12 protein-coding genes are annotated in these 12,362 nt (G+C 65.8%); 10 read left to right on the top strand and 2 right to left on the bottom strand.

Annotation, left to right across the window (positions count from 1 at the left end):
• Nucleotides 1-3 precede the first annotated feature (3 nt).
• From FHS31_RS11875 to FHS31_RS11865, 3 genes are all read left to right on the top strand, one after another.
• Complete coding sequence (locus FHS31_RS11875; protein WP_167073782.1) at nt 4-426, top strand: Fur family transcriptional regulator; 423 nt, start codon at nt 4-6, stop codon at nt 424-426.
• A gap of 6 nt (nt 427-432) precedes the next feature.
• Nucleotides 433-1,140, top strand: a complete 708-nt coding sequence (locus FHS31_RS11870) for a lysophospholipid acyltransferase family protein (protein ID WP_167073780.1) — start codon at nt 433-435, stop codon at nt 1,138-1,140.
• 69 nt (nt 1,141-1,209) lie between these two features.
• A complete protein-coding gene (locus FHS31_RS11865) occupies nt 1,210-1,587 on the top strand; it encodes a MerC domain-containing protein (RefSeq protein WP_167073777.1) in 378 nt (125 codons plus the stop codon).
• Nucleotides 1,588-1,612: 25 nt separating this feature from the next.
• Here FHS31_RS11865 and purH read toward each other — a convergent pair whose 3' ends face one another.
• Both purH and FHS31_RS11855 read right to left on the bottom strand, forming a co-directional pair.
• Entirely contained in the window at nt 1,613-3,202 is a 1,590-nt protein-coding gene (purH, locus tag FHS31_RS11860) for a bifunctional phosphoribosylaminoimidazolecarboxamide formyltransferase/IMP cyclohydrolase (protein ID WP_167073775.1), read from the bottom strand.
• A gap of 40 nt (nt 3,203-3,242) precedes the next feature.
• Complete coding sequence (locus FHS31_RS11855; protein WP_167073773.1) at nt 3,243-3,998, bottom strand: energy transducer TonB; 756 nt, start codon at nt 3,996-3,998, stop codon at nt 3,243-3,245.
• A gap of 104 nt (nt 3,999-4,102) precedes the next feature.
• Here FHS31_RS11855 and FHS31_RS11850 point away from each other — a divergent pair, with 104 nt between their 5' ends.
• The 7 genes from FHS31_RS11850 (at nt 4,103) to FHS31_RS11820 (ending at nt 12,358) form a co-directional block, all read left to right on the top strand.
• Nucleotides 4,103-6,298, top strand: coding sequence for a xanthine dehydrogenase family protein molybdopterin-binding subunit (locus FHS31_RS11850; RefSeq protein WP_167073771.1), 2,196 nt, complete (start codon nt 4,103-4,105; stop codon nt 6,296-6,298).
• Entirely contained in the window at nt 6,295-7,302 is a 1,008-nt protein-coding gene (gene hemH / locus FHS31_RS11845) for a ferrochelatase (protein ID WP_167073769.1), read from the top strand. Before FHS31_RS11850 ends, hemH begins: the two co-directional genes overlap by 4 nt.
• A 44-nt stretch (nt 7,303-7,346) precedes the next feature.
• The gene (phbB, locus tag FHS31_RS11840) at nt 7,347-8,069 is read left to right on the top strand and encodes an acetoacetyl-CoA reductase (protein WP_167073767.1); all 723 of its coding nucleotides are present in this window, start codon (nt 7,347-7,349) and stop codon (nt 8,067-8,069) included.
• A gap of 3 nt (nt 8,070-8,072) precedes the next feature.
• Nucleotides 8,073-8,321, top strand: a complete 249-nt coding sequence (locus FHS31_RS11835) for a ribbon-helix-helix domain-containing protein (RefSeq protein ID WP_167073765.1) — start codon at nt 8,073-8,075, stop codon at nt 8,319-8,321.
• Between the two features lie 121 nt (nt 8,322-8,442).
• A complete protein-coding gene (locus FHS31_RS11830) occupies nt 8,443-10,962 on the top strand; it encodes a TonB-dependent receptor domain-containing protein (RefSeq protein ID WP_167073763.1) in 2,520 nt (839 codons plus the stop codon).
• The gene (locus FHS31_RS11825; protein ID WP_167073761.1) at nt 10,959-11,690 is read left to right on the top strand and encodes a tetratricopeptide repeat protein; all 732 of its coding nucleotides are present in this window, start codon (nt 10,959-10,961) and stop codon (nt 11,688-11,690) included. Before FHS31_RS11830 ends, FHS31_RS11825 begins: the two co-directional genes overlap by 4 nt.
• Nucleotides 11,687-12,358, top strand: a complete 672-nt coding sequence (locus tag FHS31_RS11820; protein ID WP_167073759.1) for a Fe2+-dependent dioxygenase — start codon at nt 11,687-11,689, stop codon at nt 12,356-12,358. The genes FHS31_RS11825 and FHS31_RS11820 overlap by 4 nt, the downstream gene beginning before the upstream one ends.
• The last annotated feature ends 4 nt before the right edge of the window (nt 12,359-12,362 follow it).

Raw genomic sequence — 12,362 nt, 5'->3', positions numbered from 1 at the left:
CCGATGAATCGCAAGATCGATATCGAAGCCCTCTGCGCGGAGAAGGGCCTGCGAATTACCGAGCAGCGCCGGGTGATCGCGCGTGTGCTCTCCGAATCCGAGGACCATCCCGATGTCGAGGCGCTGCACGAGCGTGCTTCGGCCATCGATAGCGGCATCTCGATCGCCACCGTCTATCGCACGGTACGCCTGTTCGAGGATGCGGGCATCCTGGAGCGGCACGACTTCGGCGACGGGCGCGCGCGCTATGAGGCGGCTGCCGAGGGACATCACGATCATCTGATCGACGTCGAAACGGGCCGCGTGATCGAGTTCATCGACGCGGAGATCGAGGCGCTGCAGAAGAAGATCGCCGAACGGCTGGGCTTCCGCCTCGTCGATCATCGGATGGAGCTCTACGGCGTGCCACTCAACCGCGATCATTAAAGTCCCATGACGCTGCGCGGCATCCTGCGGCTGATCGCGGCCGCACCACTTTTGATCGTCCATCTGCTTTTCTGGGCCATCGCCCGCCTGTTCGGTCGCGAGCAAATGGTGGTTATGTCGTTTCTCGGAAGTCTCGGCCGTCTTCTCGGTTTGCGCGTGCGGACCGAAGGTGTTCCGGTGCGCGGCGCGGTGCTGATCGTCGCCAATCACATCAGCTGGCTCGATATCCTGGCGTTGGGCGGCGAGGTGCCGTGCCGCTTCATCGCCAAATCGGAGATCGCGCGCTGGCCGCTGGTCGGCTGGCTGGCCGCGCTCGGCAGGGCGGTGTTCGTGGCCCGCGACCGGCGGAGCGCGGCGCGCGCGCAGGCCGATGCCGTCACCACAGCGCTGCACGAGCCGCACCCGGTGGTGCTGTTCGCCGAGGGCGGCACAGGCGACGGTGTCACCGTCACACCCTTCCGCGCTTCACTGTTCGCCTCCGCGGTGGAGGCCGGTGCGGCGGTGCAGCCGGTGGCGATCGATTACGGACCGAACCGCGGACGGCTTGCCTGGCCGAGCGGCCAAAGCTTCGGGCCCGAGGCCAAACGGCTGATCAATCGGCATGGGAAGCTGCCGGTGACGATCCGCTTTTTGCCACCGCTCGATGCCGGAACGCTGGACCGCAAGGCGCTTGCTGTGGAGGCGCATGGCGCGGTGGTCGGGGCGTTGAGCTGACGTTCTTTTTGGTCGCAATGAAATAATATATCATTGCACTTTGCCGGCGCCCGTCCCATCTGGCGATCGATGGCGCGCACCTCTGACCTTATCGAGAGCATGGCGATCGCGGGTGCGGTGGCTTGCCTCGCGCATTGTCTGGCGCTGCCCCTGGTGATCGCCGCCCTCCCCGCGCTGGCAAGCGTGGTGCCGATCCCGACCGAATTTCACATCATGCTGTTGCTGTTCGCCGTCCCGACAACTTTGTTCGCGCTGATTATCGGCTACCGGCACCACGGCACCTGGCAGCCGTTGTTGGCAGGTCTCTGTGGACTGGCCTTGCTGGCAATCGGTGTGCTGACTTACGGCGAAACGCGCGCCGAAGTGCCGCTGACCATCGCGGGTAGTCTTACCATCGCCGCCGCCCATCTTATCAACTGGCGCCACCGCCGTATCTGCGCGGGCTGACTCCCTTCCCTGCAAAAAGGGAGGATCAATGCCGGAAGTGGCGCATTCCCGTGAACACCATCGCCAGCCCGGCCTGATCGGCAGCGGCGATCACTTCCTCGTCGCGAATTGAGCCGCCGGGCTGGATCACCGCCGTGGCGCCCGCCTCGACTGCGGTCAGCAATCCATCGGCGAAGGGGAAGAAAGCGTCCGATGCGACCGCCGAGCCGATCGTGCGCGGTTGCTCCCAGCCGGCTTTCTCGGCGGCATCCCTCGCCTTCCAGGCGGCGATGCGCGCGCTCTCGAGGCGGTTCATCTGGCCCGCGCCGACGCCGGCAGTCGCGCCGCCCTTGGCGTAGACAATCGCGTTGGATTTGACATGCTTGGCGACCGTCCACGCAAACAGGCAATCGGCAAGCTCCTGTTCGCTGGGCGCGCGCTTAGTCACGACCTTGAGATCGCCGCTGGAGATCGCGCCATTGTCGCGGGATTGCACCAGCATCCCGCCCGCGATCGACTTGAGCGAGAGGCCCGGTCGCTTCGGATCGGGCAAATCACCGGTCAGCAGGAGGCGGAGGTTCTTCTTCCTGGCGAACACCGCTTTCGCGGCATCATCGGCATCGGGCGCGGCGACGACTTCGGTGAAGATGGTGCTGATCGCCTCGGCGGTCGGGCCATCGAGCGGGCGGTTGACCGCGATGATGCCGCCGAATGCCGAGACGCTGTCACAGGCCAGAGCCGCCTGATAAGCCTCGATTAATGTGTCCGCCGTTGCCACGCCGCACGGGTTGGCGTGCTTGACGATCACCACGGTCGGCGGCCCGTCGCGAAACTCGCTGACCAACTCCAGCGCGGCATCGGCATCGTTGTAATTGTTGTAGCTGAGTTCTTTGCCCTGGATCTGCTTCGCCTGCGCGATGCCGCGCGCGCCGGGGCCAGCGGGGAGATAGAGCGCCGCCGCCTGATGCGGATTCTCACCATACCGCAATTCCTCGGCGCGCTTGAGCGGCACCGACAGCGCTGCCGGAAAGCGTTCGCCCTGATCGGCGAAGGCGAACCAGCTGGCGATTGTCGCATCATATTCGGCGGTCAGCGCAAAGGCCTTGGCGGCGAGGCGCTTGCGGGTTTCGATGCGGGTGGCGCCGCCGGTTTCGGCGAGTTCGGCGGTTAGCACGGCGTAATCGGCGGCATCCGTGACGATCGCCACATAAGCGTGGTTCTTCGCCGCCGAGCGCACCATCGAGGGTCCACCGATATCAATATTCTCAACCACCTCGTCGCGCTCCGCGCCCTTGGCGACGGTCGCGGCGAAGGGATAGAGATTGACGACAACGAGATCGATCGCGCCAATCCCGTGATCGGCCATCGCCTTGGCATGCTCGGGATCGTCGCGGACGCATAGCAGACCGCCGTGCACCATCGGGTGTAAGGTCTTGACGCGGCCGTCCATCATCTCCGGAAAGCCGGTGAGATCCGAGACATCGCGCACCTCAAGTCCCGCTTCGCGCAAGGCTTTGGCGGTGCCGCCGGTTGACACGAGCTCGACGCCGTAGCCGGCCAGAGCCCGGCCGAACTCGACCAGCCCTGCCTTATCGGAAACGGAAAGCAGCGCGCGGCGAATCTTGATATCGGTCATGGCGCGGGCCTTGGCCCAAAGCGGCGGGATTCGCTACCCGTTACGATCGCGTGAGCTTGAACGGTATCGAAAGGAAGCCCACCGCCTCGACGGGCACGCCCGCCTGCGTTCCGGGCCGGAAACGCCATTTGCGCACCGCCGACAACGCCGCATCGTCCAGCCGATCGAAACCGCTCGACTTGGCGACCTTTATGTCCTCGACCGTCCCCTGGGAGGAGATCAGCACGCGCAGCCGCACCGTGCCCTCCTCATGATTGCGCCGCGATTCCATTGGGTAACGGGGTGCGGGATTGCCGAGGGTGGCGGCCATGCCATCGGGCGGAATGATCGGCGCAGCCTCCGCCACGATCGGCGCAGCCGGCGCGGCGGTGACCGGCGGCGGGGCGGACGTAACCGGGATCGGTGCGCTGATCACCGGCTGCTGGATCGCTACCGGCTGCTGCACGATCGGCGGCGGCGCGACGATCGGGGTCTGCACCTTGACGTCCGCAGCCTCTGGCGGGGGGGCTATTTTCGGTGGCGGCACGACATCGAGCGGCACCAGCTGGACCTCGAGACGCTGACGGGGGCGATGATGGCCGACGACATCGAATTGGACGATCGCCCAAAAGGCCAAAACATGTCCGGCGATCACCAGCCAAAGCAGGCTGCGGTTGCCCTTGGCTGCGTAGTGCGATGGCGTGTAAGCCGCCTCGACGGCGGCTTCCGAAGCCGGCTGGCCGGATAGCGGCCGACGCGGCTCCTCATAGCCGATCAGATCATCAGTAAAGGGCTCGGCGGTTTGCGCTTCGAACATCCATCGACCTTTCCGCGCTATTGCCTAAGCGAAATGTTATTGCGAGGCAATCGCAAATCATGGCTATCGTGGACGGACGGTCTTCTCCGGCTTAGAGCCGGAAAATGATCGCCGACCCGCCGCACCGCCTCTCTCGCCGTTCGATTCTGATCGGCGGCGGCGCGGGCGCGGGCCTGATCCTCGCCTGGGGCCTGTGGCCTCGCGCCTACGCGCCGAATCTCGCCGCCGCGCCGGGCGAGACGGTGCTCAACGCCTTCCTCAAAATCGGCGAGGACGGTCACGTCACCGTCGTCGTGCCCCAGATCGAGATGGGCCAAGGTGTCTGGACGGCACTGCCGCAGATCCTCGCCGACGAGCTAGGCGCCGACTGGCGGCAGATCGCGGTCGAGCCCGCGCCGATCGGCCCTCTCTATGCCAATAGGCTTTTGGCGGAGGAGGCGGAGATTAACCGATGGCCGGCATTTCTCGGCGGCGTCGGTCGCTGGGCAACGCATGAATTTGCGACCCGCGAGTCGCTGATGGTCACGGCAGGCTCCACCTCGATCCGCGCATTCGAGCAGCGCTTCCGCGATGCCGGGGCGACGGCGCGGGCGCTGCTGTGCATGGCGGCGGGCAAGCGGATCGGCGCGGACTGGCGGGCGTGTGATACCGCACAGGGCTTCGTCGTCCGCGGTAACGACAAATTGCGCTTCGGCGATCTCGCGGCGGACGCGGCGGGCTTCGCGCCGCCCTCCCCGCCTCCTCTGCGCAAGCCCGGCGAGGGTGGTCTATCAGGGCAAGCGCTGCCGCGGCTCGATCTCCCCGCCAAGGTCGATGGCAGCACACGCTATGCGGGCGACGTGCGCCTGCCGGGCATCGTCTTCGCCTCGATCCGCCACGGGCCGCTCGGCGAGACCAGGCTGGCGGGCAGCGACAAGGCGAAAGCGGAGCAGGTGCCGGGCGTGATCGCGGTGATCGAGGATCCCGCGTGGATAGCGGTGCTGGCGAACACTTGGTGGGCGGCGGATCGTGCGCTCGATGTCATTGCGCCGCGCTTCGCCACCGATGGCGCGCTGCCGGACGCGGCTTTGGTCGACAAGGCGCTGGATGCAGCGCTGGCCGGCGGCGGCAAGACGCTGTTCAGCCAGGGCGGTGCGATCGGCACGCCGACTCTGACCGCGGACTATGCCGTGCCGCTCGCCGCGCATGCCGCGATCGAGCCGCTGGTGGCGGCCGCGCACGTCAACGGCGATCGGCTGGAAGTGTGGGTGCCGACACAGGCGCCGAGCCTGACCCGCGCGGCGGTGGCGGCCGCGACCGGCATGTCAACTGGCCGGGTGACCGTCTATCCGATGCAGGTCGGTGGCGGCTTCGGGCGCAAGATTGAGAATGACGCGGCGATCGAGGCGGCGGTGTTGGCAGTCCGATCGAAGCGCCCGGTTAGCCTGATGTGGAGCCGGGCCGAGGAGATGCAGCGCGCACCGCATCGCCCCCCGGCCAAGGCGAAGCTCTCCGCCCGCCTCGAAGGGCAGCGCATCACGGGCTGGCAAGCGGTGATCGCCGCGCCCGCGACGATGGGCGAACTGGAACAAAGGCTGATCGGGCGCGGCGGCTCAGGTGCCGAACATGCCGCGATCGAGGGCGCATTGCCGCCCTACGCGATTCCCGCCGTCTCGCTTGCGCACGCGCCGGCGGATATCGACATCGCGACCGGGCTGTGGAAAGCGATGGCGCACAGCTACACCTGTTTCTTCACCGAAAGCTTCATCGATGAACTGGCAGCCAAGTCGGGCGCCGATCCCCTCTCGTTCCGTATGACCCAGCTCGGGCAGGCCCCCCGCCTCGCGCGGTGCCTTACCCGCGTCCCCGCCATCGGCGGCTGGAGCGGTGAAGCGGGCGCGGGCCAGGGCATAGCGGTCCATTCGGCCTTCGGCAGCCATGTCGCGGTGCTGGCCGAGGCGGCGGCGGAAGGAGACGCCGTCAAGGTGAGCAAGCTTACTGCGGCGATCGATTGCGGGCGGGTGATCAACCCCGACATCGTCCGCCAACAGATCGAAGGTGGGTTGATCTGGGGAATGGCGGCTGCGCTGGGCGATGCGGTCAGCTATACGCGCGGCGTGATCGACCAGCGCACCCTCAAGGATCTGGCTTTGCCGCTCTTGGCCGACTGCCCCGAGATCACGGTCGAGATCATCCCAAGCGGCGAGGCGCCGGGCGGCGTCGCCGAGCTCGGCGTCCCCGCCGTGGCCCCGGCCATCGCCAACGCCATCGCCTCGGCAACGGGCAAGCGGCTACGCAGCCTGCCCCTGAGGCTCGGATGAAGCCCGCCGATCATCCCATCGTCCCCGCACCAAAGATCGGCGTGCTGCTGATCAACCTCGGCACGCCGGACGATGCCAGCCCCAAGGCGGTGCGGCGCTATCTGGGCGAGTTTCTGTCGGACAAGCGCGTGGTCGAAATCCCCGATCTGCTCTGGCAGCCGATCCTGCGCGGGATCATCCTGAACACCCGGCCCAAGAAATCGGCGCACGCCTATGCGCAGGTCTGGCGCGAGGACGGCTCGCCGCTCGCCGCGATCACCCGTGCGCAGGCCGTAGCATTAGCGGAGCGGCTCGCGGGCGACGGCGTGATCGTCGATCATGCGATGCGCTACGGATCGCCGGCGATCCCCGATCGGCTGGCCGCGATGAAGGCGGCCGGGTGCGAGCGCATCCTGATCGCGCCGCTCTATCCGCACTATTGCGCGGCGACGACCGCCACCGCCAATGATGCCGCGTTCGCGGTTCTGGCAGGAATGCGCTGGCAGCCGGCGATCCGTACGTTCCCGCCTTATTATGACGATCCCGCCTACATCACGGCCCTCAAAGAGAGTATCGAGGCTTCGCTCGCCACGCTCGATTTCGCGCCCGAGACGCTGATCCTCAGCTTCCACGGTATGCCGCAGCGGACACTCGAGCTGGGTGATCCCTATCATTGCCATTGCCAGAAAACCGCGCGGCTGCTCGGCGAGGCGCTGGGGCGTGAAGTGACCGTTACCTTCCAATCGCGCTTCGGCCGCGCAAAGTGGCTGGAGCCCCCGACCGACAAAACGCTGGCCGCGCTGGCCGAAAGCGGGATCCGCGATATCGCGATCGTCGCGCCCGGCTTCTCCGCCGATTGCCTGGAGACGCTCGAAGAGCTGGCGATCCGCGGAAAGGAGAGCTTCCTGGACGCAGGCGGGCAACGCTTTGCCTACCTCCCGTGCCTCAACGACGGCGCAACAGGGATCGCGATGATCGAGACGCTGTTGCGCCGGGAGCTTGCAGGCTGGATCGCGGCTCCTTAGGCATAGGCGCTGAGCCTTGCGCAACGGCCAACGGGAGAGGGTAAATGACACGAGTAGCAATCGTCACCGGCGGCACGCGGGGCATTGGCGAGGCGATCAGCATGGCGCTGAAGGAGCAGGGCGTCTCGGTCGCCGCTAATTATGCGGGCAATGACGAGAAGGCGCGGGCCTTCACCGATCGCACGGGCATCGCCGCGTTCAAATGGGATGTGGCCGATCCCGACGCGGTCCAGGCCGGCGTAGCGAAGGTGGAAGCCGAGCTTGGGCCGATCGACATCGTCGTCAACAACGCCGGCATCACCCGCGACGCGGTGATGATGAAGATGAGCTATGCCGATTGGAAGGCGGTAATCGACACCAATCTCGGCGGCTGCTTCAACATGGCCAAGGCAACCTTTGCGGGGATGCGCGAGCGCAAATGGGGGCGGATCGTCAATATCGGATCAATCAACGGACAGGCGGGCCAATATGGCCAGGTCAATTATGCCGCCGCCAAATCCGGCATCCACGGTTTCACAAAGGCGCTGGCGCAGGAGGGCGCGAAGTTCGGCGTGACGGTCAACGCGATCGCGCCGGGCTATATCGACACCGATATGGTCGCCGCGGTGCCGCCCGAGGTGCTGGAAAAGATCGTCGCGCGCGTGCCGGTTGGCCGGCTGGGGCAGGCGCATGAGATCGCACGCGGCGTCGCCTTCCTGTGCTCGGAGAATGCCGGTTTCGTCACCGGATCGACGCTGTCGATCAACGGCGGCCAGCACATGTATTGATCGATGGCGGCGGCGCGCAACGGACCGATCAAGCGATCGGTGATGATCGCGGGCCATGCCACATCGATCAGCCTTGAGCCGATCTTCTGGGACGCATTGCGCACGGCGGCCGAGACCGAGCGGCTGCCCTTGAGTGCGCTGGTCGCGCGGATCGACGCCGAGCGGATATTGGATCCCGAGCCCGCCAATCTGGCAAGCGCGCTTCGCGTCTGGCTGTTCGAAAAAGCGCGGGACGAGCACCCTCCCCGATAACTTCAGTAAGGTCGCCCATATCGCGATGACAAAGTCGGCTCGGCGGGGTTGACACTAATGAGAATGACTTGCAATAGCGGCTCCACGAACAATTCAGACCTGACATATTCAAGGGGAAGACGTGGAAGACCGTGCCGTAGCCGCCCAGAGCGGCGCCAGCTTGCTTGCGCTATCCTGCATCGGATTCATCGCCTCGGCACCCGGCCTGGCGCAGACCGCGCCGCAGACCGAACCCGCCAAGAAAGAGGTGGAGCTTCAGGGCGTTACCGTGACCGACACGGCGATCGATACCAGCGGCTACAAGGCCGAGGCGGTCAATCCGAAGTTCGTCGCGCCACTGATCGATACGCCGCGTTCGATCGTCGTGATCGGCGAGCAGGTGATCAAGGAGACCGGATCCGCCAGCCTGGTCGATGCGCTGCGCACCGTGCCCGGCATCACCTTCGGCGCGGCCGAGGGGGGCAATCCGATCGGCGACCGCCCTTTCATCCGCGGCTTCGACAGCCAGGGATCGACCTATGTCGACGGCGTCCGATCGATCGGCGCGCAGACGCGCGAGGTGTTCGCAGTCGACCAGATCCAGGTCGTGCGCGGCTCGGATTCGACGCTGGGCGGCCGCGGCTCGGCTGGCGGCACGATCAACATCGTCAGCAAGCTGCCCTTGACCGGAAATTTCTACAAGGCCGACGGCAGCTTCGGCACCGCCGATTACAAGCGCGCCACGCTCGACGTGAACCAGCTAATCGCGCCGACGGTCGGCGTGCGGTTGGCGGCGATGGTTCACGATCAGGACGTCGCCGGCCGCGATGCGATCTGGCAGAGGCGCTGGGGCGTATCGCCCTCGATCACCGTGGGCCTCGATACGCCGACTCGGCTGACCGCCTCTTACTATCACCTGCACAGCAATGAACTGCCCGATAGCGGCATGCCCTATGCCACAGTCTGCTCGGCGACCGTCTGCAACGCACCTGCCGGATACAGCTACAGCCAGCCGGCGACGGTGGGCACGCTCACCACGCTGGGCGGGGTGACGGGCAAGGTCTCGCCCAACACCTTCTATGGCCTGAAGGATCGCGATTTCCGCAAATCCAATCAGGATCAGGCGACGCTGCGCATCGAGCATGACATCACCAACCGCATCACGATCCGCAACACCGCGCGCTTCGATCACACCTGGCAGGGCTACAGTTACACCCAGCCCGATGACAGCCAGGGCAACGTCACCGGCACCACGGCCACCAACACGACCACCGCTGGCGTGACCAACTTCACCAATGGCGGCTATGTCTGGCGGCGCGCCAACACGCGCCAGGGCAAGACCGATACGCTGGCCGATGCGATCGACCTGACCGCCAAGTTCAAGACCGGCATCGCCCGCCACAGCATCGCCGCCGGGCTGGAATATAATCAGGAGACCGCGCGGCGCGGCACCTATGTGCTGGCGACCGGCTCCACGATCAGCCCGCGCTGCAACACCACTACGATCGCGCGCTATTATTGCACGAGCGTGTTCAACCCGAATCCCGACGATCCCTGGGTGAACTACACGAGCGACACCTCGACGGTGACCACGCCGATCGTGAAGAGCCCCAACTATGCCGATACGACCACGAAGGGCACGACCAAGGCCGCTTATGCCTTCGATTCGATCGAGTTTGGCGAGAAATTCATTCTCAACCTGGGGCTGCGCTACGATAATTTCCGATCGAGCGTGAAGACCGGCGGCACACTGACCTCGGCGCCGATCTTCCTCGCGCGCAAGGACGATTTCTGGACCTATCAGACTGCGGGTATCTTCAAGCCGACCAGGAACAGCAGCCTCTATGTGACCTACGCTACCTCTGCGACGCCGCCGAACAGTCTGGTGGGTGAAGGCCAGGAGCAGAACAGCCTGGGCACGACGACGACGGCCACCGCGCTGGCGATCTTCAACTCGCTCAAGGTGGAGCGGAGCAAGACGCTGGAGGCCGGCGGCAAGATCGAATTGCTCGACAACGCCCTCGCGCTCAACACCGCTATCTTCCGCACCGAGACGACCAATGCGCGCGTCACCATCGACGCCAACACCGTCGCCTTCATCGGCAAGCGCCGCAGCCAGGGTTTCGAGATCGGCTTCAACGGCAACGTCACCAGGGATTGGGCGATCTTCGGCGGCTATTCCTATCTGGACGCCAAGATCCGTGACGGCGGCTTCACCTCGCTGACCGTTGCCGCCAACGGCGCTGCGGCGGCGACCACGATCGCGGTGCCCTCGGTCAATACCGGCAAGCAATTCCCGCAGACCGCCAAGCACAATTTCACGATCTGGACCAATTATCAGCTGACCAAGCGCTTCAGCCTGGGCGGCGGCGCCTTCTACACCAGCCGCGTCTATGGCGGCTATGCGAACAACACCAAGGCATCGCAGACCCCCGCCGGGGTGATCACCGTGACGCCCGCCACCAGCACGATCGCGCGATCGGTCCCCGGCTACTGGCGCTTCGATGCCCGCGTCGGCGCCAAGCTCACCAAGCAGCTCGATCTCAGCGTCAACATCAACAATCTGGCCAACAAACGCTACTTCAGCCAGGCCTACAGCTCGCACTATGCGACCGAGGCGCCGGGCCGCTCGGCCTTCGCGACGCTGAGCTTCCACTATTGAGTGCAGACCCCTCCCTAGACGCACTCGATGCCCTGCCGGCGGACGAAATCGCCCGCCGGCTTAGCGGCCCGCCTCACCAGCGGGCCGCCTTTGTGTTGGCGGCGGCGAAAGCGGGTCTGTCAGAGGCGCAGGCAATCTACGGCCAGATGCTTCTGGATGGCGACGGCGTATTGAAGGACGAGCAGGCTGCCGTCGGCTGGTTCTGGAAGGCCGCCAATCAGGGCCACGTCATGGCGATCAACATGATCGGGCGCTGCTATGATCTCGGTTGGGGCGTGGCGGTGGATAAGGCGCGCGCCGCCGAATGGTATCGCGCCGCCGCCGATAGGGGCCTCGATTGGGCGATGTACAATCTCGGCACCCTGCTGGCGCTGGGGCATGGCGTGGCCGAGGATCGGCCTGCGGCGCTGGCGCTGTTCCGCAAGGCGGTGGACCTCACCGGCAATCCCAAGGCGATCAACTTCATCGGCAGCTTTCACGAGGATGGCTGGGTGGTGGAGCGCGACATGGCGGAGGCGGCGCGCTGCTATGCGCAGGCGGCGGAGGGCGGGGATTTTCGGGGGATGTTCAATCACGCGCGGATGCTGATCGATGCGGGCCGCCTTGAGGACGCAAAGCCGTGGATTGACCGCGCGATCGAAGCGGGCAATCCGCGTTTCAGGGCGCAGGTCCAGCAGTGGCTGCAGGCGCAGCCCACCCTCATGGCATCAGGATCGATCGAGCGATGATCGTCATTCCCGCCCTGCTCAGCCCCGAAGAGGCATCGGCGATGCGCGCGGCGCTCGACGCGGCAGACTGGATCGACGGCAACGCCACTTCGGGCCACCAATCGGCACTGGCCAAGCGCAACCGCCAATTGCCGGAGGATGCTCCGCTGGCGATCGAACTGGGCGGCAAAGTGCTCGACGCGCTCGGCCGATCGCCCGTGTTCGTGGCGGCGGCGCTGCCGTTCAAGGTCTTTCCGCCCCTGTTCAACCGCTACGGGCCCGGCGACGCCTTCGATACGCATATCGACGGTGCGGTCCGTCACCGCCGGGGCAGCGATTTCCGCATCCGCACCGATCTTTCCGCGACGCTCTTCCTCTCCGATCCCGAGAGTTACGATGGCGGCGAACTGGTCGCCGAAGGGCGCGCGCCGGTGAAGCTCGGCATGGGCGACATGATCCTCTACCCTGCGACGACGCTGCACCACGTCAGCCCGATCACGCGCGGCGAGCGGGTGGCCTGCTTCTTCTGGATTCAGTCGATGGTGCGCGATGAGGGAAAACGAGCGATCCTGTTCGACCTCGATCAATCGATCCAGGCGCTGGCGGGCGCGCAAGGCCAGGACGATCAGGCCATCATCCGGCTGACCGGAGTGTATCACAATCTGCTGCGGCAATGGGCCGAGCTATAAAATG

It is taken from the genome of Sphingomonas vulcanisoli (genome assembly GCF_011761305.1).
In the GTDB taxonomy this organism is placed as follows: domain Bacteria; phylum Pseudomonadota; class Alphaproteobacteria; order Sphingomonadales; family Sphingomonadaceae; genus Sphingomonas_I; species Sphingomonas_I vulcanisoli.
This window is presented reverse-complemented; position numbering and strand designations above follow the sequence as displayed.